The sequence below is a fragment of the Legionella israelensis genome, from assembly GCF_004571175.1.
Classification (GTDB): Bacteria; Pseudomonadota; Gammaproteobacteria; order Legionellales; family Legionellaceae; genus Legionella_D; species Legionella_D israelensis.
The window spans coordinates 2,322,756-2,347,212 of record NZ_CP038273.1 but is presented as its reverse complement, the minus strand read 5'-3'; the positions used below and the strand labels follow the sequence as shown (position 1 = coordinate 2,347,212).

Below are 24,457 nucleotides of genomic sequence, written 5' to 3'. Positions count from 1 at the left end.
TAGTAAAAAAAGTATTCATTGACACTTGCTATGAGCCATTATAATGAAACCATAGTTCTATTATTAACTCATGTTACACAGCACAGACGAAGCTGCGTAATATGAGTTATTAACGGCTTCAAAATTTGGCTATTAAGGATGCTATCAAAAATGGCTCAAAAAACGAAAAGAAAGTAAAAATGAATAAGAACAGCGATACTCAGTTTTGTACCCTTTTTATAACCATATCTTCAATATCAAAATTTTTTTGAATCAAAAAATAAGACCCTGAAATTATCTTCAATTTTCCACCATCATAATAAAGTATTTAAATAATTTTATGACTGTATCTTTATCCAGATAACCTTTTCCGGAAAGCACAAGATTAAATTTCAGCGGACTAATTTCAAGAATTTTAGCCAGCGCATTAAAATCACACTCACTATAGTTCAGCAAATATTCAATAAAATGCTTCTGTGTATTTTTTTTTACCTTAAATTTAACATCAATAACAGGTTCGTAAGCTTCAGTGAAACATCCCATGTAAAAAACCTCTTTTTTAAATGATTTGGCTTATTCCAACGAAAAATAGTAAAACAAAAACTTGATAACGATGAAATTGGGTTTTTTATATAGAAAAATTCAGAGGAAAAATGCTATTTTGAACGATTTATTATCAATTTATTATTTCTATAGTTACTCGACTTTGTGAACAATTTACGAAGCCGAGAGATAGTAACTATATTACGCCGCACAGTATTTTTTAGCAAATATTCGCAGAAAAATACAAAAAGACAGGCTGATGCAGTGAAAAGCTAATTTTCCGGATCCCAAAAATCACATCCATGCCAGGTTCCGTGCATTTATCTTTTAGCGGCTGCAACTTCGGCTGATTTTCTCAAATTTAAGTTCGTTAATAGAACAGCCACTCACTCAAAAAGATAATCAGAACCTAGACAAATGCAGTTAAAAAGCGTAATTTTTAGTCATTTTCTTCAAATTTAATACTCTCTTAATCTAGAAGAATTATATTTAATATTACCATTCACTCAAGTGGAGAAAAGAATGCCTAAGTCTAAATACAGCCTTCCTCCCGTGGTGTTATATGAGAGCCATGCTGATAGGGCAACAAGCGACTTTCTTATTAGCCAACTACCTCATTTGAAAAAAACAGGATATACCACTATCTGCGTGGATGGAATGGAACCAGGAGCATCCTTGGAAGAAATGCTTGCACTGCAAAATACACTCGTTAAAATGCAAGTAACCACCGTATCTAACTTGTCTCTTAATGATCCTAAGCGAGAACACGAAATTGAAAAATTAAGAAGTGTTGTTTCTAAAGCGCAACTTTTTCAGGCAATGAAAGATCAGGGGTTTAAACTTGGGGGAATTGATTTACCTGTCTCTGAGCAACTTAAGGAGCCCAGTCTCTCCTCTATAAGAAGAGAAAGCACACTTACGGAAAACACCTTAAAACTTGCGAAGGAAAATGACGGAGGCATCGTTGTCCTTCTGGGATTTGGCCATTGTATCTTTCAGCAAATGATTAAAGAACACGATGAAAATGCGGATCAATACCTCTGGTACCATGTACATAACCCGGATAATGAAACTACAGCTTACAAAAAATTGGTTAATGCTTATGTAGAAAATAATTTCTCGTATTTCCCCTTGGGAGTTGATATTTTTAAAAACACGGATACAAATATTGATACACATTTCTGGGATAAACTCAGCGCTAATTGTTACAATTATGAAGCAAACAACCTTGACACCTCGACTGCAGCTATTCTGAAATCTCTCGTAGGCCCTGAGGTTTCCGCTCATTTGCGCACAGATGGTCAACATCATGTAGATGCACTAATCTCTCTTGAAGAAGTTGAGAATAAACGCCACGTAAAATCTTCTGATTTCTTAGTGGATTTAGGTAAAGTTTTAGGTAAACTTCACTACGAAGTGACCAATATCAAGAAAAAAGATCATGTGATTATTCGTGGCATTAATGAACCTGAAGTAGCAGAGCAAATCAGTAAATTGCCCAACAAGTGAAGCTGATTTTTTTCGAAAATCAGATGGGATATCCTGCCTGTCCGGTTTATATTTTTGGTTTCAATAGACTCAAACTGACCCGAAAATTTATTTATTTCCATGGTAGGCTCGCTGAAGAGCTGCAATGTCAAATTTTTTCATTGGAAGAAAGGCTTGAGTCACACGAGCGATTTGCTCAGGTGTGCCTTTCATCATCATTTCACCCATCATCGTTGGCCAGACTTGCCATGAAAGACCGTACTTATCTTTAAGCCACCCGCATTGCTCAGCCTTCGGATCAGCAGAGAGTTTTTCCCAATAATAGTCTATGTCTTTTTGTGTCTCACAGGGTATTAAAAGAGATATGGCTTCATTAAAAGTAAACTGGTGCTCCCGAGCACTGTCCATCGCCGCAAACCATTGGCCATCGAGCATAAAATCAGTAAACATTATAGTACCTTCCTTCTCCGGATCCTGGCCTTTATTATAACGATGTATGAAGCCTCGCTTTGAATTTTTGAACACTGACACATAAAAATTGACAGCCTCCTCTGCTTGTCCTGCAACATCTTCCACAAACAACAATGAGGGAATGATCGCTGGTCTTTCTGCTCCTTTGGGATCCGTAAAGATCAGCTGCCATGAAAGCCCGTATTTGTCCTGTATCCAGCCATAGCGTTCGCTGAAAGAATACTTATCCAGAGGCATAAGCGCCGTGCCGCCTTGAGCGAGTTGTTCCCATAGCACATCAAGTTTTTTTATTGCATTCCTGTCTTTTGCAGGATCAAAATTCACGATAAACGATATGGATGGATTGAATTTGAATAACGGTCCAGCGTTAATGGCCATAAAGGGATGACCAGAAAGTTCAAAAGAAACCATATCGCAATCCCCTGTTGGGGTTGGAACTTCATGGATTGTTGTTATATTTACGATCCTGGAATGCGAAAATATGGAAGTGTAAAACTGGACAGCTTCTTTCGCTTCCTTGTCGAACCATAAATGCGGAGTAATTTTTTGCATAGGTTTTTATCCTTCTTCAAGTGGCAATCCCTTATAACTCATGTTACGCAGCACCGTATTTTTTTAGAAGATTTGGACGCATTTTGGAATTTTAAAGCGCAGTTTACGTAGAGTAAATGAGCATTTGAAATTCCAAAATGCGTCCAAAGATGCAAAAAAGACGAAACTGCGTAACATGAATTATAAGGAGCAATCCCTTACCTGAGCATAATGCATTGTTTACTGTTTGCAATGCGGCGCGAGCTCTGAACCGCGCCACATCTTCGGTAGATTAATGACATTCGCGGCATGACTTAGCACATTCTCTGCACGCCTTAGCGCAGGCTTTACACAGCTCCTCATCATGTCTGTCGCATTCTGAAGCACAGGCATCACAGATTTTCGCACAAAGAGCGCAGATTTCTTCACAAAAGGCCATGTGACCGCGCATACAGAGTCTGGCACATAGCGCGCAAATATCGGCACAAGTAGTGCAGAGTTTAAAACATTCGAGATGTGAGTCCTTTCCTATACAGCATTGATAGGCACAAGCCTCACAGGCTTTTAAACATTCTAAACAAGATTGAATGCAGCTTGAACAGGATTCCTTTTTCATGATTTCCTCCTTGATTAATTGGTAAAGTAATGCCCATCTGAAAACCAGGGTGACAAATTCAGTTTATAATGTGATTACGAGTCCCTTTTTATACTATAGATAAATGTAGTCGTTCTATATCGAACCTATGCTAACTATAGACCTTTTACTTAGCTTCTGTGCACTTATCTTTTGTCGTAGCGAAAATTTGGATGATTTAGCTCAAATTTCAGCTTGAGTGAGGCGAACCGATTCTATTGAACGAACTCAGGCTGACATTTGAGAAAATTAGCCGAATTTGCAGCCGCTAAAAGATAAGTGCACAGAACCTAGAGTAATATCAAATCAGGGGGATTTTTCACAAGACGAACTGTCGTTTAACCTCGTTTTTTGCCAGTAAGCAGCCAGCGGTGCCTGCACAAAAATTGAAAATAAAACCACGCCAAAGACAATGGATTGAATAGTCCACCAGTAATCAAGGGTTTCAGGCAGCATAAAGGCAAGTGCGATGGCGAGTGCCCCGCATGTTCCACTAGCACTGAGCAATAACTGCTCTTTAAGAGTTATCACTTGTTGTGTGGTTTTTTTAGAGATAAGAGAAAATCCTGCGGTTAAACTGAGAAAACGGCTCATCAAAATGGCAGCAATACCAATAATCATCGCAAGCCATCGCTCAGAAAACATGGTCACAGTTACGGTCATGCCCAGGATAAAAAACATTAAAAGCGTGGCCAAAAAAGAATTGGCAAGCCAATATTGTTTAATGACAAGATTTTTTTCTACGAATGGCTTGCTAAATAATCCAAAAACAAAAACAGCGATGCTTCCTGAGGCGGAAAACAGAATACTATTGATAAAATACAGCCCATAGACGCAGCTCACGAGAAATAATATTGATGCAATAGCATCCTTATTTTTTGACAGCAAGCGTTTTGCAAAAACACCCAGGCCAATGCCAGTAATTACTGGTACAATAAACGTAATGAATAATTGAGTAAGCCATAAGTGGTAATGTGCTTCAGTTTGAGGCGTAAGCCTGCTTAATAAAAAACTGACAATACTCAAAGACAATACGCTGTTGATTAGGCTTTCACCTTTTAATAAAGATAAGAGCCTCATGGATATGCCGGAATTTTTTAATAAGTCGCTGATAACACGCGTATTTGTCGCAGCCAATATACAACCGGTTAAAAGAGCGGCAAACCACGGAAATCCGCTTGGGTGGTTCATGGAAAAATACAGGAGTATTGTAGCAATGAGAATGGTTAAACCATAAGTGCCTGTAATAAGGTAAATAAAATAAATTTTATCCTTATACAAGGATTGTTCGTTGAATGAGAGCGCCGTATTAAAAATAATCGTAGGAACCAGAAAGGCGCTGATAAGCCAGTCAACATGATAATAACGAAGCCCCGTATCAACGCCAAGGGCCACCAGAACCTCGGAAGATAAAAAACCAGCCAGCGTCATGATCACTGGATAGGAAATGAACCACTTGTTTGCCCATAATTTAATTGCAGAGGCTAAGGCAAGACACATAATCGCAGCAAGGACAGTGAACACCATATTTATTCCTTGCTCACATCAAGGACAGTAAATGCGTTGTTATCCTCATTCTCAAATCCTTTTGTAAAAAAATGCTTAATAAGACGAATCTGTACTTTTAAGGTATTTTATTCATCTCCAAAATAGCTCATATACAAATTCACATATTCAGGCGTCTTTTCTAATTTCATAATTTCTTCATTGAATTCATTTATTAAAGCTTGGTTGCTGGAAACGGACATGATTCCAATTCCGTTGCCTATAGGTACAGGTTTATTCAACATTTTAAAACGTCCGCTGCCGTTTTGCTCCCAGTAAATGGCTGTGGACCCATGTGTAAAAGCAGCATCAATACTGCCTTCACTTAAAGCTGTGATCTGATCCTCCATATTATTATATAGAATAATCTGAAACTCTCCAGAATAGTGCTTCATTAAATAATCGTAAAAAACACCTCCTCCATTATCTTTTTCTTTCATCACACCTATTTTTTTTCCCATCAAGTCATTAATTGATTTAATATCGCTACCGGCATTAACCAAAAATACTGCCTGGCTTAACAAATAAGGAAGACTAAAAATATAGCCTCTTTTGCTTGGAAAAGTGGTAATGCCTCCAACGGCAATATCTATTTCACCACTTTTTAAAGACGTAAACAGTTGATAAAAATCCATGGAAACAAATTTACAGTCCTGCTGAAGACGCTGACACAGCAACTGTATAAATTCAATATCAAAACCTTGGTTAGCGGACGTAACAAAGGGAGGGTAAAACATCACTGTACCAACTTTAATACCAGCATGTCCATTAGTGAAATTCAACCAAAAAAACAAACCTAGAAAAAGAGCGCCTATTCCTTTCATAGAAGAGCCTTCCTTTGCACTGTTCTCCTCTTATTTTAAGATTAGACATGCTGTTTATAAAATCAAATGGATTAAAATTAGAATAGACATATGATTTTCTTTATAAAGCACATAGCCCAATAAGGGGCAACAATCTCAATGAAACTAAGTTATTTACTCATGTTACGCACAATCGACTTTAACGAGCCATATTTTTTAACTCCTGCATAGCAATTTGGTTAGCCCTGAGTATTAATTTGTACTTGATGGCAAAGTGATTCAATTTTGTCTTTATTTTCATCATTTCCAGTTTGCAGTATGCAATGATTGCGGCAAAGATATGGTTGGATTGTGTTTTAACCGTACGGGTTGGAGACTTGTTCAGGCTTGCATTTTGTTTAATTGACTTGTGATACTCTTCAATCCGCCACCGTTTCTGGTACACTTCATAAAGACGTTCGGCACTGCTGGTCATGTCATTAGAAACGAGATAGAGAACCCCTGTAGAACCATTTTCGTTTTTGAAAATTTTCTTCAAAAGCCTCACTGGGAAGTCTAATCCCTTGAGATAGACTGTGTGGGCTATGTCCTCTTCAAGCTCTAATTCTCTGACTTTTGTGTACCGTCCGTTGTTGGCGTCGTTTTTGGATAAAGCTAAGGTTCGATTAGATTTAATCCCAATAATAAACGATTTTTGAAGGTCATTATGGATGTAAGCCATATTGGCCTTCGAGCCAAACCAATTGTCCGCAAGTACAAAGTCAAACAACACATGATTACTAACCGCTTGTGCGATAAGCTTGCGAAAAAGTTCATTTTTAGTCGTGGATGACTTTCTGCGAGCTTGCCTTGTTTCAATGTCACAAAAAGCAACGTCTTTTTTGATAACTTCATAACCAACAGGAACACTGAAGTCACCATACCGAACCATGCAGGTCAGGATATTAATCCCTTTGACCACATCACCTTTAGCATGGGAATAATGCCAACAATTAATTTCATTCTCATCCGTGTAAGGCTTCTCCTCAATCGAGTCATCCAATAAAAGAACACCGTCTGATGCTTCACTCTCCCTGACTGACTTCTTGACATAATTCCAGAGCGCTTTGGAACCAAAATCTTGTAGTCGTAAAAATCGTGTCACCTTGTCGTGAGCAAATTCACCATCCAACATCTCCGATAAACCTGTAGCTGTTGCATATTTATTCTGGCAAATCAAATAGTCACTATAAATATCAAGCATATCCATTAAATCTTCCTCCCTAAAAATCAGGGATGAAATTTTAATTAAATTTCAGGGAGCAGCAAGGTTTAGTGCGTAACATGAGTTATTTAGACGTAAATCGACTTGGCATTTATAAAAATTCATGTCTGATTTTCGGCGGCAACCTGTAATCAAAGCATATATACTGATAAACAGATAATGATTTTGAAATGTATATATGAAAGATAACAAACATGCAGAATATTACGCGGCCTTAATCAACCGAAATGCAGATTATGAAGGTATATTTTATGTTGGTGTGAAAACAACCGCTGTATTTTGCCGTCCCACTTGTTCGGCGAGAAAGCCTAAATTTGACCATTGTGAATTTTTCAGTACTGCACAGGACGCTTTATTAGCTGGCTATCGCCCTTGTAAAAGATGTCAACCGCTATCTCATCCAAATCAAGTTTCGCCTCTCATTCAAACCCTAGTAAAAGCCGTTGAAGCGCATCCTGAAAAAAGATGGAAAGATAGTGATTTTCAACAACTATCCATTGATGCAACCACCGCGCGTCGTCAATTTAAAAAGAGATTTGGCATGACTTTTGTTGCTTATGCAAGAGCTCGCCGATTAGGAATAGCAATGAAGCAAATAAGGGATGGGGATTCGATTATCAATACTCAGGTTTCTATTGGTTATGAATCTGGCAGCGGTCTAAGAGATGCCTTTTCTCGCCTTATAGGTACTGCACCTTCAAAATCTGGCAATGCTTTCATTGTATACGCCTCGTGGCTCGACACAAAATTAGGTCCCATGCTCGCTATCAGTTCTGACTCGGCCTTATATCTCTTAGAGTTCGTCGATCGACGTGGTTTAGAGCGAGAAATTGAACATTTGAAGCGGAAAACAAAAGCCATTCTTTTGCCAGGGAAACCTTCCCCTATTCTTTCCATCGAAAAAGAATTAACGGATTATTTTAATGGCCATTTGAAAAATTTTAAAACAAAAGTCTTCCTTTCAGGCTCTGCTTTTCAACAAAAAGTCTGGAAAGAGCTAAGAAAAATACCTTATGGTGAGACTCGCTCATATTCTGATATTGCCAAATCCATCGGACAACCTTCTGCTTATAGAGCCGTTGCCCGTGCGAATGGAGCTAACCCATTAGCTATCATCATACCTTGTCATCGGGTTATCAATGAAAATGGTGAATTAGGTGGTTATGGTGGTGGTATTGTCCGGAAAGAATGGTTTATTCATTTAGAAAAATCGCGTGTATAATAAAAAAATTTACGGGAATTTTATGGAAAAAGAACGATGTCAATGGGTTGGTACTGACTTGTTATCCATTCAGTATCACGACAATGAATGGGGAAAACCTGTTTATGAGGATAAGTTGTTATTTGAATTTTTAATTCTTGAAGGAATGCAAGCAGGACTAAGTTGGTTAACCATATTAAAGAAAAGACAAAATTATCGCGAAGCCTTTGATCATTTTGATGCGAAACGTATCGTGAATTACGATAGCCATAAATTTAAAGAGTTAATGGCTAATGAAGGTATTATTCGAAATAAATTAAAAATTCAATCCATCATTATCAATGCCGGTGCATTTTTAAAGCTGAAGCAGGAAGCTGGCGACTTCTCCACATACATATGGAGTTTTGTGGACAACAAACCCATCATCAATCACTGGAAAAATTTCAGGGAGATTCCGCCTCAGTCTGTTATTTCCGATGCAATGGCCAAAGATTTGAAACAACGAGGTTTTAAATTTGTGGGTTCTACGATCTGCTACGCCTTCATGCAGGCTATTGGAATGGTAAATGATCATACCGTAGATTGTTTCTGCCATCCTGAGAGTGGCTTTTGAGTGAACACTTACTTATATTTGTATTTTTATGTCTTTAAAGAAGTAATTGAAGAAAGATTTTATTTATCGAATTTTATGATTATCATGTAAATTATTGTTCGTTTACCTTTTAAAAGAATCCAATTATGGCTAAGCATATCTATACGGGCTGGCAAACATATGAGGAGTTGAAAGAAGATTATACTCTTAACAGAGCACGCCCATCTCTTTCGATATATCATATCGCAAATGATGATCAAGCGATTATTATTGACTACTCCGAGTATGCCATCCTTTCATATGGTGTGGATCAGTGTAAAAAAGCCATATTAGCGGAAATAAAATCATTAGACGATCCGAAAAATGAGATTTTAGAGGAATTTCTTGAAGATATTGACAGCCTGATAGCGAACTTTAAAGATAAAGTAAAAACGGATTGGATAGGCTCCCCTACCAAAGAACTTCCACAAATTAGCAAGCGTTTTTTAAAAGATTCACACGTTTTGATTGAAAAATATCAACCACAAATCAGGAGTAACACGAGCTGGAAGCCCTTTTTATCTAATGGACTGCTTCTTTTAACCGTTATTGGCACGCTTCCAGCTCTTTTTTCCATGGGAATGAAAGCCACCACTGGAAGATACAGCTTTTTTGACTGTAAATTCTTAACTCCCGAACAACGCTCCAGAGAACTTCCTTCTCAAATAGAGGCAAGAAACAGCCAGACAGAACCCCTTGGATGTTAAAAAATAGAACGCCTATGCCTCATTGTTCAAAATCTTTAAAATGGACTTAGCTCAATATCCCAAAAATTTTTCCACAGTAAATATAGACTTTTTCAATAAATGCATTTATACCTCTAAATTCAGGCTAAACATTATCTGTTCAGGGAGGAACGTATTATGCCGGCTTTTTTAGTCAATTATGGCGGACCATTGACCAACTTAACATCCAATCAAGCGTCCTTCCAACACATACTTACCGCTTGTGAAGAAAAATACAAGAGTTCAATCCAATCCGTGGCTTTTACAGCAAATAGTCTTGATCTCACTTACTACCAGATAGGTATTCACCGGATGATAAAAGTAGAGTTACCAGAGCAAATCGAAAAGGATATGAAATCTCAGGACCTTGATGTACAAAATAAAGCAAAAATGAGCAAGCAATTGTTTAACAAGGCAAGAGCATCAGCAAGCGATTTTAATGTCGGGCAATATAAACTGTTGGCTCATAACTGCGTCACAGCTGTTGCGAATGTGTTAAACGTTATTGATCAAAATATTTTAAAAAGAAAAAAGAAAGTTGTACCCACAATACTAGATGACAATATTAAGAATGCGACTTTGCTGCAGGCTATGGTTGATGAAGCATTAAGAGGCACAAGCTTACCTCCATCTCAGAAACATAAAAATTATCAACAGGCGCATATTTCTTCTGAAATATGGAGCAACGTGATGACAGACGTTAATAGGCATCAACAAAAAACAATGAAAGAGGATTTAAAGAATCTTCACGATAACCCATCCACCATGGAATCAAAAGAAAATGAAGACAAGGAAATAAGCTTGTAAAAAACTCAGAGCAATCGAGATAGAAAGTCATGCAGGTACTTATGTACTTAAATAGCTCTTAATTGAAGCTTCGGCGAGTGGATATAAGAAACTACTGATTTTTCTGAAATTTTTGCATTATGATTGAATATTGCTTGAACTTTTGAGAAACATATGAGTTTTATCTTAAATTTATTGATCATTATTGCTGATCAATTTATGCTTTTTTTTATCAATGTTCTTGTAGCCAGGCATACAGGCGAGGTGTTATTCGGCAATTTTTTGGTGGCCATTAAAGGATTGCTATTTATTGCCGCTTTCCTCACTCTTGGGCTGGATTCTATTATTTCTTATTATATTCCTAAACTTTTTCATAAAGGCAAACATGAAGAAATTGTTGCCCTTTTAAAGTCCATTTCAAAATTCGCAAAGCCCTATTATCTCGCTGTTCTAATGGCAGGATTACTGCTGGCTATTTTTATTTTAGTCAGTTCGGCCATTTTTAAGGCTTTCTATGTGTTTGAAATCTTCCATCCCGTGATGTTATTTTTATGGGGAACCGTTTGTATTGCTATTTATAACATATTGATTCAGTTGTTTCGCGCCGTTGATTATATGCGAACCTCCGTGATTCTGAGTTTCATGCAAACCGTTTTATATCTTATTTTCAGCCTTATCTGTTATCGATACTACCCTTTGTTTTTTGCAAAAAACGTCAGTTATTTCCCCCATTTTATGATATTAGGATACCTCTTAAGCTACATACTGATTATCCTGATCGGATGTTGCCTATTTTTTCGTACACATTTTGCTACAAGAGAGCTTTCTTCATCCTTTGGCCATGAATGGAAGACGAAGATCTATGGATATACTATTCAAAACTTAAACTCTTATATTTTTTCCGCTATTCCTTTGATTGCCATTGAATGTTTTTATCATGATGAACATTCGGTAGGATTATTTGCAGCTGTGGTTTCCATTGTTTCCTTAGCTCATATTTCGATCTACCCTCTAGGTGTTTTAATGGGTCCTGAAATATCAGCTTCTCTCATTCAAGATGGAAAGCAAGTAAAAAAAATATTGTTCAAATATTTAAAAATTTGTTTGAGCATATCGATTATAGCGACTGCAGTGTTCGGCCTCTGCGCCAAACAAATCTTATTGTTTTATAAATCCAACTTTATCGATGCCTTACCTTATTTGTATATTTCTTTGCTATCGATTATAACTTATGCTATCTCTATGCCTTTGGCAAAGATGATCCAATATTCAAAATATGGGGATATCCTTGGTTCAAAATTAACGCTTTTCTTTTTGATTTTTCAAAGCATTTCCAGTGTTATTTTAGTCATTCTATTTGGTATTCATGGGGCAGTAACAACTTATGTGGGCACAAATATCATTTATGTGATGTCCATGATTTTCATTACGCGACAAATATATAGAAAGTTGTTTTCATAACTTATGAAAATAAAGAACACCCAACCAATCCGAGTTACACCAATTATGGTCATCCCTTGCCCAAAACGATAAAATACTGTCGCTTTAAATTTTTTATAAAGGTCATTATATGAACATAATAAAAAGAGTTATCCTTACCCTTTTTTGCACTTCCTTGCTGGCTTCTCAGACCATGGCTGCAAAAATAATCCTTACTCCTGAAAAAGAATTGCAATATCAGCAAATGGTGTTGCAAGCTGTCAATCAATATCGAAGCTCTAAAGGACTCTCTCCGCTTGTCTTGAAAACCTTGATATCAGAGGAAGCGAAGCAACACAGTCTTGATATGGCCAATAAAAAAATGCCGTTTGGTCATAAAGATTTTGATAAACGCATCATGCACATTAAAAATCATATTCCATCTTTTAAAGGTGGTGCGGAAAATATTGCCTGTTTTAAACTCCCGCCCAAAGAAGTCGTCAAAAAATGGTTAACCAGTCGCGGTCATCGGCGAAACATCGAAGGTAAATACAATCTAACCGGCATAGGAATTGTACAAGACAAAAAAGGCTGGCTTTATTACACGCAGATTTTTGTTAAAAACGATCAGGTGAAAAAAACCAATCTTCACAGACCAGTCAGTAAATTCCTGAAGTTCTTATCATGATCATAACCGCTTTCTTCAAGGAGAAAGCGGTTGCTGCTCCCATCCCTTTGCATTTTTACTATATTTTATAACCTCAGAAAAGGAGATCGAACCTAAGCTATAGAAAATAAAGTATTCAGGGGTAAAGCGAAATCCACAATAAAATTCACTCATGGGAATGGATTGATGAGCATATTGTTCTGAAAGTTCTTTTTTTCTTTTTTCCAATTGATCTAAATTCTCAATAGCCTGTCCTGAAGTTGAAGCATAGGAAGAAAACCGCAACTGACGTTCTCGAGATAGGGTTTGCCAAAATTGCTGATTTTCATCTTTAGACAGTGGTCTGGCAGTACCCTCCAAAATAATCTGGCGTTGTTGCATCGGTAAGAAAAAAGTCATGGAAGAGGCTGGATTATGCTGCAAATCTTCTACTTTTCGCGTTCCTTTCTGGGTGAAGAAAACAAGATGCTCATTTTCAATCTTGCGAATGGCGACGACTCGGCTATGGGGCATGCTATCCGGTGAAACCGTAGCTAAGACCGTATAATCCATTTCTATTCCCAGTTCTTTTTCTTTTTTGAACCATTCAAGCATTTTGTTAAAAGGCATAGTATATTCTCATTGATAAAATAATTAAGTCTGTATTAAATACCACCCAGGATGTCGGTTGCGTTATATGAATTTGTAAGTTAGTTTAAAACATCCAATGCCCAAAAATTCATTGTTACCTAGGTACTTAATAACTCATGTTACGCGGCACAGTATTTTTTAGAACATTTTGGACGCATTTTGGAATTTTAAAACACAGTTTACATGGAGTAAATGAGCATTTGAAATGCCAAAATGCCTCCAAAGAGGCATAAAAGACGAAACTGCATAACATGAGTTAATAAAATACTGTAACCAACGAGAACGACGTAGGATATAGATGCAACTATTCACTCATCAATTCCATCTGATTGTGACAGTGATGACTCTCTTTTTCGCTATCATCAGTTTTATTCGCGAAAAGATACCGGCTCATATCACAGCGCTGCTGGTCATGGCCACACTGTTATTATTTGGTGTTATCAGCACTGGCGAAGCCTTAAGTGTTTTCAGCAACAATGCGCCGATAACCATTGCGTCCATGTTTGTTATAGGTGCGGCATTAAAGAATACCGGCGTCCTTGATCAGATGGTATCTTACCTTATTCGCATTGCCGAAAAAAATTTCTGGCTAGCCATTGCCGCATTTTATCTATTTGTCTTGATCGCTTCAGCTTTTATGAATAACACCCCTATTGTCATTATCATGACTCCTGTGATTATCATGATAACAAGAAAATTTAATCACTACCCCTCAAAATTTTTAATTCCACTCTCTTATATTGCCATTATGGGTGGAACCTGTACGCTGATTGGAACGTCAACCAATTTACTGGTCAATGGAATTGTCATCACATCACAAGTCCCTTCTTTCAATATATTTGATATTAGCCTGCCTGGCTTAATCATGGCCGTTGCAGGAATATTATTTTTGCTCATTTTTGGCGATAAATTGCTACCCGTGAGGCCATTGTTTACGGAAGAAGTATTCACGCCTGAAGCGGGAAACAAGCATTTTATTGCCAATGCAATGGTTTTACCCGAATCTGAATCCATTGGCAAAACCTTAGATGAACTTGGCTTTCCTCAAGGTAAAGACTGCTTAGTCATTGATATCATTCGCAAGGATAAAAGCTTAACAGAAAGCTTATCGCATCAGCAGAATCAAGTTGATTATTTATTAAGAAATATTCCCTTGCAATCCTTTGACAGGATCTTAATCCGTTCCAATAAGGAAAAATTAATTGCGGTTAATAAGTTAAAAGGCCTTATATTGGGAGCCCGAGAAGGTTTGTCAGAACTGAGAGAAGCAAAAGAAACCGTTGTGATGGAAGGTATCGTGGGTCCTGGGTCAAGACTTATCCATAGCCATATCAGTTCGGCATGGATTCGACGGCGTTATAACTGCCACATTTGGGCTTTGCATCGTCAAAATAAGATCATTAAGAAAAATTTTTCTAAAATACCTTTAAAATTCGGTGATGTCTTACTTATTGAAGGCACATCGGAAGATTTGGATGATTTTTTTAAAAATGAAGAAGTGATAAGCCTGACCACTTACCGAAAGCGCGCATTCAGTAAAAAAGGATTGATTGCTCTTTTGACCATTATCGCGGTGGTGGTTTTATCTGCTTTAAACTTTATGCCTATCAGCGGACTTGCTTTAATTGGTGCCATTCTGGTTATATTTACGGAGTGTATTACACCTCAAAAAGCCTATGAGTCGATAGACTGGCGTATTTTGATGCTGATTTTTGGTATGCTGACCTTATCCATTGCGATGGAAAAAACAGGTATTGCGGAATTTATTGTCCAGAATACAGCCTCCTTTACCTCTCAATTCGGCGCACGTGCAATTCTTATCTCTATATATTTTATGACCAGTTTACTGACAGAGCTCATGACCAATAATGCAGCAGCTGTATTGATTACACCTCTCATCATCAGCTTAACCCTAAAATTAGGATTAAACCCCCAGCCTTTTATTGTGGCTATCATGTTTGCAGCAAGTGCCAGTTACGCCACACCTTTGGGATATCAAACCAACACTTACGTTTATAATGCCGGCAATTACCAGTTTCGCGATTTTCTGAAAATCGGAATTCCCATGAACATCATCAATTTGATTACAGCAGTTCTTGTCATTCCTTTATTCTGGGACTTAAAACAATAACTTCCTAAAAAAACACTAAGTTTAATTAATGATCAACTTGATTTTATAATTGACAAATATTATCGTTCTTCCTACATTTTAAGTACATGATAAAAGGACTTTAACACATGAAACGATTCATGTTCATCATCTTATTCCTTGGTAGCCTTTATGCCTACGGAAAAACGCTCACTGTAGGAGTTCCCACGTATGCACCGCCTTTCGTATCTACATCTGGTCATGGCAACATATATTTTGGCTTCAGCATCGATTTGATGAATGCGATTTGCAAGGACATACAAATAAAGTGCAAATATAAGGGAGAGAATTTCCATGAGTTATACAGTCTTCTAAATAATGAAGAAATTGATATCCTTCTTGCACCTACCCCCATTGCCCCCCTTAACAACAGTAACTATATCTTCAGTCTTCCTTACTTAGAAAGTAATGCACGGTTTGTCACCTTACAATCCAATACTCATATTAATACCATCATGGATCTTAAGGGTAAAAAAGTTGGGGCATTAAAATACACTTTATATGGTAAATTATTGGAAGATGATTTTGAAAATTTGTACATTTTAATACAATTTTCAAAAATTACAGACATGGCATCCGCACTAGCCAATAAAAAAATTGACGGTGTCATTCTTAATGCAGATGTCGCAAAATATCTTATTAGCAGCTCAACCATAGGTTTAAAATTTGTTGGAGATGAAATTCCTGCAGGTGAAGGATTTGGTATAATGTCACTAAAAAAAAATGCCCCATTGATTCAACAAATCAATGATGCCTTATTAAAAATGGAAGAAGATGGAACTTATTTAAACATTTATAATACGTATTTTGGCAATTAAAAAGGTTATGTCCGTAAACTGCTGTAAATTCAGGTTGACTTTTTAGGAGTGGAGTCATCGCTAAAATTCGGTACTATTGAGTTGTGAAAAACAATAACTATCGAAGGAGATTAGCGATGACGGATTACAATATTACAGTTGGAAAGGAATTGCTTCCAGAACTTTTATCAAGCCAGGATGGGCTCGCAAAGCTTGTTGAAGGTGTATTGAATCAGGTATTGGAGGCACAGGTGTCAGAAAGTCTGGGAGCAGACAAGCATGAACGTTCAGGTGAACGTATAGGCTATCGTAACGGTTACCGTCCAAGACAACTATACACTCGTGTGGGACCAGTCACTCTTCAAGTGCCGCAGACACGTGATGGCTCTTTTTCTACCGATATTTTTAAGCGCTATCAACGCAGTGAGCAGGCTTTTGTATTGGCTCTGATGGAAATGGTTGTTAATGGCGTATCAACCAGAAAAGTTAATAACATTACTGAAGAACTTTGCGGTGCTAGTTTTTCAAAGTCAACCGTCAGTCAACTGTGTTCTGGTCTTGATGCAAGAGTCAGAGCCTTCAACGAGCGTCGGTTTGATGGTGACAACTACCCATTTATCATGGTTGATGCGATGTTTATCAAGTGTCGTGATGGTGACAGAGTCGTGTCTCGAGCAGCCTTGACCATCTCGGGTATCAGAAGTGATGGCTACCGTGAAATACTGGGCCTTCGCATTGGTGACACTGAGAGCTATGCTACATGGGATGAAGCGTTTAAATGGCTAAAATCTCGTGGGCTAAAAGGCGTGATGTATGTTGTGTCAGACCAGCATGCAGGGCTTGTGGAAGCGGCTAGAAAGCACTTTCAAGGTGCAACCTGGCAACGATGCCAAGTTCACTTGATGCGCAACATCCTCGGGCACTGCTCTGTCAGACACCGCAAAGATGTTGCTGAAAAGGCAAAGCTTGTTTTTCAGGCACCTGATATGGAAGAAGCCAGGCGTAGACGCGATGATTTTATTGATGCCTTTGAGAAAAAAGCACCAAAATCAGTTACCTGCCTTGAGGAGGCTTTTGACGATGCCATGGTAGTTATGGCGTTGCCGGAGAAATACAGGAAGCGACTTCGCACCACCAACATGCAAGAGCGAATTAACGAGGAAATCAGGCGCCGAGAACGAGTGATAAGGATATTTCCTAATGATGATTCTGCATGGCGGCTGATTGGCGCTTTATTAGCTGAACAAAACGAGCAGTGGCAATCAAGGCGTTATCTTAATATGGACGAATTTAATGACTGGCTGGCTGAGAATGAAGCCGGAAAGTCTAATGTTGTAGGGATGAATGCTTTGACTAAATAACGTACTAACTTGATAGGCTGAATTAATGGGAATTTACAGCACTTTTTGGACTTGACCATTAAAAAATAGTCCACTGAATGAAATATTTTGCTTAAACCCTGCATAGAACTTGACTTTTTACAGGATAACAATCGCCTAACAATATAAAAGAATTATGTCGAAGTCATGTTTTAATTTTAAACCACAGGAGCTTTTGATATTCTCTGGAGAAATTTCATCATTGCATAATCAAGCAAATTAATGTATTATGCAAGATATTTAATCAATTTGTTTTCTAATTAACAGTTATTAACTCATGCAGCACAGTATTTTTTAGAAGATTTGGACACATTTTGAAATTTTTAAAGCAGTTTTACATAGAGTAAATGAGCATTGGAAATTCCAAAATACGTCCAAAGAGGTAAAAAGACGTAACTGCGTAACATGAGTTATTAATTAAATTTCGGTCGCTTGCTTATTCCGATCAATACATATAGGAGTTTTTATGATCGCCTGGATTCGTTCAATTCTCGCAAATTATAGTCGCAATGAGCAACGAGACGGAATTGGCTCTGTAAATAAGGAGCAAAACACATCTACTCAGAATAAGGATAGTCAACCAACCTGGGTTTACGTCTGGAAGATGACGCGTGATACTCCTGGCCATGCGGCCATTCAAGTAGGAGGAAACAAACTAAAATTAAAACAGGAAGATGAAGGTGAATATATAAGTATCCATCCTTATGGTTTTCCTTCAGCTGGTCTTACAGCGATATTACCTTTACCGGCAATTTATGCTAAGACACTTGCCGAAGACATGGAAACAGAAGCAGCGGCAAGAACTCATATCCTTATAGATGATTTTAATTCCAGACCTTACTTTCCTTCAGATGCTCCCGCTTTAGCTGAGCCGGATTATATTTTTAAATTGCAAAAACTAGATACAGCAAACATGCTAAAATACATTCATCAAACACGCCGATCCGTTGAGAAGGGAGAGACCGGCTATCAATTATTCCCCAATTTAAACGTGATTGGATTTTTTAAAGCCGCTTCATCCTTTGTTTCACAGGATCCCATTGATGTGGAATTATATAGAAGACGAGCGACACATGAAAAAGAAACATCTCAAGTAACAAACTGCACAAAATTGGTTAGCGAAATTTTAAAAAGGGGCGGACATCCGATTGCATCTTCCAAAAAACCCTGGGAGATAACGCCAGATGGATTAGCTCAGAAAATAAACGACAGCCCCTCATCCCAGCCGGGGGCTTAATCGCTTTAGCTCAATTTTATACTTTAAATTTTGTTTTAAATTCGCTCTTATCCATCTCCTGAAATCCTCTTTTTTGTAATTTAGGAGTAAATAAAGAAGGAACCAACGTATGTTCGATATTCATTCCGGCTCCATTTAAAACATGTCTCACTGAACTGGAACAGTTATCGGTCTTTATGCCGTCGATTTTAACCTCATTTTCATCGTAAAGATTAAATCCACACATGTCTTCGACAGGAGAAAACCCATGCCTGCGCGTATAATCCATTTTTGTCATATGATCCGCTCGAAAGGCACTGAACAAATGGGAAAATGTACTGGCAATTGGATTCCAGTGTCCAAAAACAGAATAAAACCTTTGACCATTTTCTACTTCGCGGGAAAACTCTTTTTGAGCGATTTTAGCTTTTTTATAGGTGTCTCTTTCAATTTCTTTGACCAAAACTCGATCCGCTTCCTCTAAGTCTTCGTGATGAGATGGAGCCATCTCACCTCTTACAGGCACGGAACCAAAAGTCACTCCATTAATTAATGAACCTAGAGCTCCAGGAAAAAAACTGGTATGGGATACCTTACTGTCAGTTTTTTTTTGTTTTAAAACGGAAACAGATACATGTCCAGGCCCATCTTTGGTTTCTTTAACATAAGTGACCATATAATGTTTAGCCTCATGAACACTCCCCTCTTTATCAATTTTATTTTTTCTCATGATATGAAATTCCCCATTTAAGCTTATTTTAAAAATAATAAATTGTTCGCAATGTTTAAAAATAATACGCCCAATTGGCTTAAGGGAAGCTTAAATAGGTACACTCTGATAATAATTTTTTCAAAATTTAACTCATGTTACGCACTAAACCTTGCTGCTCCCTGAAATTTAATTAAAATTTCATCCCTGATTTTTAGGGAGGAAGATTTAATGGATATGCTTGATATTTATAGTGACTATTTGATTTGCCAGAATAAATATGCAACAGCTACAGGTTTATCGGAGATGTTGGATGGTGAATTTGCTCACGACAAGGTGACACGATTTTTACGACTACAAGATTTTGGTTCCAAAGCGCTCTGGAATTATGTCAAGAAGTCAGTCAGGGAGAGTGAAGCATCAGACGGTGTTCTTTTATTGGATGACTCGATTGAGGAGAAGCCTTACACGGATGAGAATGAAATTAATTGTTGGCATTATTCCCATGCTAAAGGTGATGTGGTCAAAGGGATTAATATCCTGACCTGCATGGTTCGGTATGGTGACTTCAGTGTTCCTGTTGGTTATGAAGTTATCAAAAAAGACGTTGCTTTTTGTGACATTGAAACAAGGCAAGCTCGCAGAAAGTCATCCACGACTAAAAATGAACTTTTTCGCAAGCTTATCGCACAAGCGGTTAGTAATCATGTGTTGTTTGACTTTGTACTTGCGGACAATTGGTTTGGCTCGAAGGCCAATATGGCTTACATCCATAATGACCTTCAAAAATCGTTTATTATTGGGATTAAATCTAATCGAACCTTAGCTTTATCCAAAAACGACGCCAACAACGGACGGTACACAAAAGTCAGAGAATTAGAGCTTGAAGAGGACATAGCCCACACAGTCTATCTCAAGGGATTAGACTTCCCAGTGAGGCTTTTGAAGAAAATTTTCAAAAACGAAAATGGTTCTACAGGGGTTCTCTATCTCGTTTCTAATGACATGACCAGCAGTGCCGAACGTCTTTATGAAGTGTACCAGAAACGGTGGCGGATTGAAGAGTATCACAAGTCAATTAAACAAAATGCAAGCCTGAACAAGTCTCCAACCCGTACGGTTAAAACACAATCCAACCATATCTTTGCCGCAATCATTGCATACTGCAAACTGGAAATGATGAAAATAAAGACAAAATTGAATCACTTTGCCATCAAGTACAAATTAATACTCAGGGCTAACCAAATTGCTATGCAGGAGTTAAAAAATATGGCTCGTTAAAGTCGATTGTGCGTAACATGAGAATTTAAATATAAATTTTGTTTTTCTTTACATTAGAGAGTGATTAATGACAATTTTATATATTTTTGACGTGATTAAATCGAAAAACGCATGAGTAACTGACGTTAGCATGTTTTGGTTTACCGTATTTTAAAGCAAACATTGCATTTGTTTAGATACCATCTTATGATTTATCTTACTAAATTATCTACCGTAAGGAAAATGCGATGCCTTCCTTTTATAAACCTCTTCCGGAAGGAATTAAAATCGAGCTTTATATAAAAGTTTTATCCTCACTGAAAGAGATACCTACCGCCCAAGCCAGACAATCCAACATTCAGTCTCTTGTGAGTGAGCTTAAAGATATTCGAAAATACTCCGATGTCGCTGACCTGATATCCAACTTACAATGGCGCGACGAAAAATCCCCCTCCTATCCCAAAGCAGAAGAGCTAGACCGAAAAACAAACCACAGAGAAGCTTTTAAAGCAGCGCAGGAGCGGGTGGCTGATATGATAGAAAATATTTTAGGTAAACAAAATGCAAAATTAATTTTTGATTCATTTCATCAAGCCGGAACAGAATATACAGGAAATAAAAAAGCTTATATGGAAACCATCATGCAAGCCATGGAAGAAATCATTACCAAAGATTCAAACCTTGTCATTTAGGTCTCTGCTCTATTAGGTCATGATGAATTGTAAACACAGCCTAACTTTTTAGGATCAAAACTTTTCAACTCTAACTATAGAGTTCAACAGACGGTGACTCTCATACATTAAAACCGTTTGCAATTTTCCAGGTTCTTAAAGGCTTATTTTAAGAACAATTAAGCTGCATTCGGTTTTAATGTTAATAACTCATTTTCTTTTTATTTACAATGCGTTCCAGTTTCCTTGATAAAAAACAAAAGAAAAATAGAAAGCGCCAAATAAATCGATAACACGGATAGTCCGAAACGATAATCAACCACCGAAAACAATCGAACACCATTTAACTGCTGTCCATTCCAGCTAATATCCAATAATTTACCTACAAAAGGCTCCGTTAAAGCTTCACAAAGCGAATCAAAAGTGTTCATAAAACCCAATACCGTTCCGGCAAAAACCAAAGAATGGATTTCTTTTATCATGGAAAAGCAGAGAAAAAAGCAACTGGTGCCAAGACCAAATAAAAATAAAAGAAAATATAAAATGAAAGATGAAATGGGAGCATACAATATGAGACTAAGACTCAAAAAGGCCGTTAAGGTACCAAACCACATGAGTGGTTTGCGCCTCTGCATATAATCAGAGAGCCAGCCACTGAAAGGACATCCAATGGCAAAGCCTACAAAAATAAGTGAAACAGCACTTGCTGCATTTATGGATACCAGCCCATAAGCTTTCTCAATAAAGGAAACGCCCCATAAGCCACCAAACACAGAAACAGGAGAAAAAGCCAGTCCACTGTACAGTGACAACAACCAGGTTTGCCTGTTTTTACAAATACCCTTGATATTTGGAAATAATTTCTCAGGTTTCTTTCTTTGAGCACCATCTGTTTTTTTATCCGATAAAATAAACAGAATGAGAAAAGACAATAAAAACCCAAAAACAGCAATAATTTCCAAGGATTTGCGCCAATCATACCGGCTCACCAAATACGATAGCGGCGCTTCCCCACTGATAGCTCCTAACATCGCCATGGCCATGCTTAGACCGGCCATGAGTGCAAATCGCTCCGGGGGAAACCATAAAGTTATCAACTTAAAACAGGCTACTGCCGCGAAAGCCGCGGTCAAACCATTTAAGAAACGACTTAATTCTGCCCAGTAAAGTTGCTGAGAATGAGCAAAAATCAATATACCTACGGCACATAAAAAAGAAGCCAAAAACAAAATCATGCGCGGACTGTATCGATCTAAAATAAGGCCTGCCGGTATTTGCATGATGAGATAAGCATAAAAAAAACAGGCGGCTAAATGACCTAATCCTGCACCAGATAGAGCAAAAGTATTCATCAGTTGAGAACTAATGACACTGGGAGATACTTGAATAAAGTATTTATAAAAAAAGAAGCCTGCGGCTAGTGTCCATATCAGCCAGGGATACAGTTTCTGAAGTAGTAAATTATTTTTTAATGACATCGGTGCCTCCTTTTTTTCATTTACCTTCTTCAGGAGTTCCGATATGAGATTCTACCGCAGCTCCCTCAGAAGTGCGGTAGTGTTTCATTTTAAGTCAAATGGCTGCCGCACGTTACGAAAGTAACGACGACCACCACATTTGCTATAAGAAATGACTTAAAATCAAACATAACGATTTATATGATTTAAACAATTAATGTCATATTAACAGCAAGATGAACAAATAACAAGCTAATTTAATTTTCCTGATCAAACATTATCCGTAATGGCATTTGTGAATTGTTTCAGATGATGTTCTGCTCAGGATCCCCTTCCTCTTTTGCATGCGCAAAAACTGTATTGATAAAAATAGATTTACACTGATTGCAAGAATAACGCATAATTCAAGTAACGGTTTAGCAAAAGGTGATAAAATGATTAAAATTGATTTTCTCAAAAATCATCCACACATCATTCCATCCCTGGCCCAGATCTGGCATAAGGTGTTAGGTAGTATCTGGATGCCTGATAAATCCATTGAAGACGTCGAGCAATGTTTTTTTAGTCATTTGAATGACGGGCAAATGCCATTAACATTTGTAGCTTTTCATCATAATAAACCCGTGGGTATGTGCAGTTTGCGGGAGAATGACGGCATTCGTTCTGATTTGACACCTTGGCTTGCTTCACTTGTCGTTGACTCCGATTATCAAAAGCGAGGCATTGGTAAATTACTGATGGATTCCACTAAACAAAAAGCAAAACAATTAGGATTTGCAGAACTTTTCCTTTTTGCCTTTGCTCCCAAAGTTTGCGCTTATTATGAAAAGCTTGAATGGGAAAAAATAGCAATGGATCAATTTGCCGAACATCCTGTCACTGTAATGAAAACCCTCCTCACTGATAAGAATGAAGCTTGATAGAGTGTGTCGTAATCGTCAACGATGACGGTTGAGCAATTTCAAGCCTCTTTTTCCGAAATCTTTTTCAAAACATGCTCTGCATGTTCTTCAAGTTTCCCATTGTCCGTATTAATGGTCACATTAGCCACCTGTTGATATAAATGATCACGTTGAGTATGAAGTTTTTCAAAAAAATCTTTAAGTTCAAGACCTGGTAACAAGGGAAGAAAACTTTTCGATACACGCTCTAACTGGACAGATGGACTTGCATTGAGAAACACAACAAATTCCGAGAACAGTATTTGAGTATTTTTTTCACTATCCACAACGCTTGCATCCGTTGTAATGACGACCCTTTCTTTATTCATCTGTGCCGATAATATTTCTGATTGACAATCAAGAAATTTTTTTTCGCCTTCTTTTCCAACTATCTCATTTAAGCTTCGACCCACGTAGTATTCCAATCCAAGATCAGCATCAATAAACCGCCAATTGAGCTTTTCAGCCAGAGTTTTTCCCAGCAATTCTTTGCCGGCACCAGGATGACCCACAATAAAAACACGTTTACATTGGTTCATTATATACTCCCAAATTTGACTG

General features: G+C 37.7%; 24 protein-coding genes. 14 read left to right on the top strand and 10 right to left on the bottom strand.

From position 1 onward, the window contains the following. Nucleotides 1-279: 279 nt before the first annotated feature. Complete coding sequence (locus E4T55_RS10675) at nt 280-522, bottom strand: hypothetical protein (protein ID WP_058501097.1); 243 nt, start codon at nt 520-522, stop codon at nt 280-282. 522 nt (nt 523-1,044) lie between these two features. On the opposite strand from E4T55_RS10675, the gene E4T55_RS10670 reads away from it, so the two are divergent. After that, nucleotides 1,045-2,031, top strand: coding sequence for a TraB/GumN family protein (locus E4T55_RS10670; RefSeq protein WP_058501098.1), 987 nt, complete (start codon nt 1,045-1,047; stop codon nt 2,029-2,031). Nucleotides 2,032-2,118: 87 nt separating this feature from the next. Here the strand turns inward: E4T55_RS10670 and E4T55_RS10665 are convergent, their stop codons facing one another. The 5 genes from E4T55_RS10665 to E4T55_RS10645 all read right to left on the bottom strand — a co-directional run bounded on the left by E4T55_RS10665 (nt 2,119) and on the right by E4T55_RS10645 (nt 7,243). Then, a complete protein-coding gene (locus E4T55_RS10665; RefSeq protein ID WP_058501099.1) occupies nt 2,119-3,033 on the bottom strand; it encodes a VOC family protein in 915 nt (304 codons plus the stop codon). A gap of 271 nt (nt 3,034-3,304) precedes the next feature. Beyond that, nucleotides 3,305-3,628, bottom strand: coding sequence for a four-helix bundle copper-binding protein (locus E4T55_RS15695; RefSeq protein WP_058501100.1), 324 nt, complete (start codon nt 3,626-3,628; stop codon nt 3,305-3,307). 324 nt (nt 3,629-3,952) lie between these two features. Then, nucleotides 3,953-5,173 (bottom strand): cation:proton antiporter domain-containing protein, encoded by a 1,221-nt coding sequence (locus tag E4T55_RS10655; RefSeq protein ID WP_058501101.1) that lies wholly within the window; start codon nt 5,171-5,173, stop codon nt 3,953-3,955. A 107-nt stretch (nt 5,174-5,280) separates the two neighbouring features. After that, a complete protein-coding gene (locus tag E4T55_RS10650; protein ID WP_058501102.1) occupies nt 5,281-6,015 on the bottom strand; it encodes a transporter substrate-binding domain-containing protein in 735 nt (244 codons plus the stop codon). A 178-nt stretch (nt 6,016-6,193) separates the two neighbouring features. Continuing rightward, a complete protein-coding gene (locus E4T55_RS10645; RefSeq protein WP_115325247.1) occupies nt 6,194-7,243 on the bottom strand; it encodes an IS701 family transposase in 1,050 nt (349 codons plus the stop codon). A gap of 193 nt (nt 7,244-7,436) precedes the next feature. Between E4T55_RS10645 and E4T55_RS10640 the strand changes: the two genes are divergently transcribed. The 6 genes from E4T55_RS10640 (at nt 7,437) to E4T55_RS10615 (ending at nt 12,708) form a co-directional block, all read left to right on the top strand. Next, a complete protein-coding gene (locus tag E4T55_RS10640) occupies nt 7,437-8,480 on the top strand; it encodes a bifunctional transcriptional activator/DNA repair enzyme AdaA (RefSeq protein WP_058501330.1) in 1,044 nt (347 codons plus the stop codon). Between the two features lie 22 nt (nt 8,481-8,502). Beyond that, on the top strand, nt 8,503-9,072 hold the full coding sequence (locus tag E4T55_RS10635) for a DNA-3-methyladenine glycosylase I (protein ID WP_058501337.1): 570 nt from the start codon (nt 8,503-8,505) through the stop codon (nt 9,070-9,072). 125 nt (nt 9,073-9,197) lie between these two features. Next, entirely contained in the window at nt 9,198-9,797 is a 600-nt protein-coding gene (locus E4T55_RS10630; RefSeq protein ID WP_058501331.1) for a hypothetical protein, read from the top strand. 156 nt (nt 9,798-9,953) lie between these two features. Next, complete coding sequence (locus E4T55_RS10625) at nt 9,954-10,622, top strand: hypothetical protein (RefSeq protein WP_058501332.1); 669 nt, start codon at nt 9,954-9,956, stop codon at nt 10,620-10,622. Nucleotides 10,623-10,775: 153 nt separating this feature from the next. Further along, on the top strand, nt 10,776-12,062 hold the full coding sequence (locus tag E4T55_RS10620; protein ID WP_058501333.1) for a lipopolysaccharide biosynthesis protein: 1,287 nt from the start codon (nt 10,776-10,778) through the stop codon (nt 12,060-12,062). A gap of 109 nt (nt 12,063-12,171) precedes the next feature. Next, nucleotides 12,172-12,708: a CAP domain-containing protein gene (locus tag E4T55_RS10615; RefSeq protein WP_065235977.1), complete on the top strand. Its 537-nt coding sequence runs from the start codon at nt 12,172-12,174 to the stop codon at nt 12,706-12,708. A 15-nt stretch (nt 12,709-12,723) separates the two neighbouring features. Here E4T55_RS10615 and E4T55_RS10610 read toward each other — a convergent pair whose 3' ends face one another. Continuing rightward, nucleotides 12,724-13,296 carry a pyridoxine/pyridoxamine 5'-phosphate oxidase gene (locus E4T55_RS10610; protein WP_058501334.1) on the bottom strand — a complete coding sequence of 191 codons (573 nt, stop codon included), beginning with the start codon at nt 13,294-13,296 and terminating at the stop codon, nt 12,724-12,726. 319 nt (nt 13,297-13,615) lie between these two features. Between E4T55_RS10610 and E4T55_RS10605 the strand changes: the two genes are divergently transcribed. The 4 genes from E4T55_RS10605 (at nt 13,616) to E4T55_RS10590 (ending at nt 18,879) form a co-directional block, all read left to right on the top strand. Continuing rightward, nucleotides 13,616-15,448, top strand: coding sequence for an SLC13 family permease (locus E4T55_RS10605; RefSeq protein WP_058501335.1), 1,833 nt, complete (start codon nt 13,616-13,618; stop codon nt 15,446-15,448). A 107-nt stretch (nt 15,449-15,555) separates the two neighbouring features. Next, complete coding sequence (locus E4T55_RS10600) at nt 15,556-16,284, top strand: transporter substrate-binding domain-containing protein (protein WP_058501336.1); 729 nt, start codon at nt 15,556-15,558, stop codon at nt 16,282-16,284. Between the two features lie 116 nt (nt 16,285-16,400). Continuing rightward, the gene (locus E4T55_RS10595; protein ID WP_115325208.1) at nt 16,401-17,624 is read left to right on the top strand and encodes an IS256 family transposase; all 1,224 of its coding nucleotides are present in this window, start codon (nt 16,401-16,403) and stop codon (nt 17,622-17,624) included. Between the two features lie 484 nt (nt 17,625-18,108). After that, entirely contained in the window at nt 18,109-18,879 is a 771-nt protein-coding gene (locus E4T55_RS10590) for a hypothetical protein (protein ID WP_058501664.1), read from the top strand. Nucleotides 18,880-18,895: 16 nt separating this feature from the next. Here the strand turns inward: E4T55_RS10590 and E4T55_RS10585 are convergent, their stop codons facing one another. Beyond that, nucleotides 18,896-19,588: a hypothetical protein gene (locus E4T55_RS10585; RefSeq protein ID WP_058501663.1), complete on the bottom strand. Its 693-nt coding sequence runs from the start codon at nt 19,586-19,588 to the stop codon at nt 18,896-18,898. Between the two features lie 210 nt (nt 19,589-19,798). Here E4T55_RS10585 and E4T55_RS10580 point away from each other — a divergent pair, with 210 nt between their 5' ends. After that, nucleotides 19,799-20,848 (top strand): IS701 family transposase, encoded by a 1,050-nt coding sequence (locus E4T55_RS10580; protein WP_115325247.1) that lies wholly within the window; start codon nt 19,799-19,801, stop codon nt 20,846-20,848. 227 nt (nt 20,849-21,075) lie between these two features. Then, on the top strand, nt 21,076-21,519 hold the full coding sequence (locus E4T55_RS10575) for a hypothetical protein (protein ID WP_058500852.1): 444 nt from the start codon (nt 21,076-21,078) through the stop codon (nt 21,517-21,519). A gap of 200 nt (nt 21,520-21,719) precedes the next feature. Here the strand turns inward: E4T55_RS10575 and E4T55_RS10570 are convergent, their stop codons facing one another. Next, on the bottom strand, nt 21,720-22,976 hold the full coding sequence (locus E4T55_RS10570) for an MFS transporter (protein WP_058500851.1): 1,257 nt from the start codon (nt 22,974-22,976) through the stop codon (nt 21,720-21,722). Nucleotides 22,977-23,389: 413 nt separating this feature from the next. Between E4T55_RS10570 and E4T55_RS10565 the strand changes: the two genes are divergently transcribed. Continuing rightward, nucleotides 23,390-23,875, top strand: a complete 486-nt coding sequence (locus tag E4T55_RS10565; RefSeq protein ID WP_058500856.1) for a GNAT family N-acetyltransferase — start codon at nt 23,390-23,392, stop codon at nt 23,873-23,875. Between the two features lie 41 nt (nt 23,876-23,916). Here the strand turns inward: E4T55_RS10565 and E4T55_RS10560 are convergent, their stop codons facing one another. Beyond that, nucleotides 23,917-24,435, bottom strand: coding sequence for a shikimate kinase (locus tag E4T55_RS10560; protein WP_058500850.1), 519 nt, complete (start codon nt 24,433-24,435; stop codon nt 23,917-23,919). Nucleotides 24,436-24,457: the final 22 nt, after the last annotated feature.

Coding starts and splice junctions, on each gene's coding strand:
- E4T55_RS10675 (WP_058501097.1), bottom strand. CDS start 522: ATGGGATGTTTCACTGAAGCTTACGAACCTGTTATTGATGTTAAATTT.
- E4T55_RS10670 (WP_058501098.1), top strand. CDS start 1,045: ATGCCTAAGTCTAAATACAGCCTTCCTCCCGTGGTGTTATATGAGAGC.
- E4T55_RS10665 (WP_058501099.1), bottom strand. CDS start 3,033: ATGCAAAAAATTACTCCGCATTTATGGTTCGACAAGGAAGCGAAAGAA.
- E4T55_RS15695 (WP_058501100.1), bottom strand. CDS start 3,628: ATGAAAAAGGAATCCTGTTCAAGCTGCATTCAATCTTGTTTAGAATGT.
- E4T55_RS10655 (WP_058501101.1), bottom strand. CDS start 5,173: ATGGTGTTCACTGTCCTTGCTGCGATTATGTGTCTTGCCTTAGCCTCT.
- E4T55_RS10650 (WP_058501102.1), bottom strand. CDS start 6,015: ATGAAAGGAATAGGCGCTCTTTTTCTAGGTTTGTTTTTTTGGTTGAAT.
- E4T55_RS10645 (WP_115325247.1), bottom strand. CDS start 7,243: ATGGATATGCTTGATATTTATAGTGACTATTTGATTTGCCAGAATAAA.
- E4T55_RS10640 (WP_058501330.1), top strand. CDS start 7,437: ATGAAAGATAACAAACATGCAGAATATTACGCGGCCTTAATCAACCGA.
- E4T55_RS10635 (WP_058501337.1), top strand. CDS start 8,503: ATGGAAAAAGAACGATGTCAATGGGTTGGTACTGACTTGTTATCCATT.
- E4T55_RS10630 (WP_058501331.1), top strand. CDS start 9,198: ATGGCTAAGCATATCTATACGGGCTGGCAAACATATGAGGAGTTGAAA.
- E4T55_RS10625 (WP_058501332.1), top strand. CDS start 9,954: ATGCCGGCTTTTTTAGTCAATTATGGCGGACCATTGACCAACTTAACA.
- E4T55_RS10620 (WP_058501333.1), top strand. CDS start 10,776: ATGAGTTTTATCTTAAATTTATTGATCATTATTGCTGATCAATTTATG.
- E4T55_RS10615 (WP_065235977.1), top strand. CDS start 12,172: ATGAACATAATAAAAAGAGTTATCCTTACCCTTTTTTGCACTTCCTTG.
- E4T55_RS10610 (WP_058501334.1), bottom strand. CDS start 13,296: ATGCCTTTTAACAAAATGCTTGAATGGTTCAAAAAAGAAAAAGAACTG.
- E4T55_RS10605 (WP_058501335.1), top strand. CDS start 13,616: ATGCAACTATTCACTCATCAATTCCATCTGATTGTGACAGTGATGACT.
- E4T55_RS10600 (WP_058501336.1), top strand. CDS start 15,556: ATGAAACGATTCATGTTCATCATCTTATTCCTTGGTAGCCTTTATGCC.
- E4T55_RS10595 (WP_115325208.1), top strand. CDS start 16,401: ATGACGGATTACAATATTACAGTTGGAAAGGAATTGCTTCCAGAACTT.
- E4T55_RS10590 (WP_058501664.1), top strand. CDS start 18,109: ATGATCGCCTGGATTCGTTCAATTCTCGCAAATTATAGTCGCAATGAG.
- E4T55_RS10585 (WP_058501663.1), bottom strand. CDS start 19,588: ATGAGAAAAAATAAAATTGATAAAGAGGGGAGTGTTCATGAGGCTAAA.
- E4T55_RS10580 (WP_115325247.1), top strand. CDS start 19,799: ATGGATATGCTTGATATTTATAGTGACTATTTGATTTGCCAGAATAAA.
- E4T55_RS10575 (WP_058500852.1), top strand. CDS start 21,076: ATGCCTTCCTTTTATAAACCTCTTCCGGAAGGAATTAAAATCGAGCTT.
- E4T55_RS10570 (WP_058500851.1), bottom strand. CDS start 22,976: ATGTCATTAAAAAATAATTTACTACTTCAGAAACTGTATCCCTGGCTG.
- E4T55_RS10565 (WP_058500856.1), top strand. CDS start 23,390: ATGATTAAAATTGATTTTCTCAAAAATCATCCACACATCATTCCATCC.
- E4T55_RS10560 (WP_058500850.1), bottom strand. CDS start 24,435: ATGAACCAATGTAAACGTGTTTTTATTGTGGGTCATCCTGGTGCCGGC.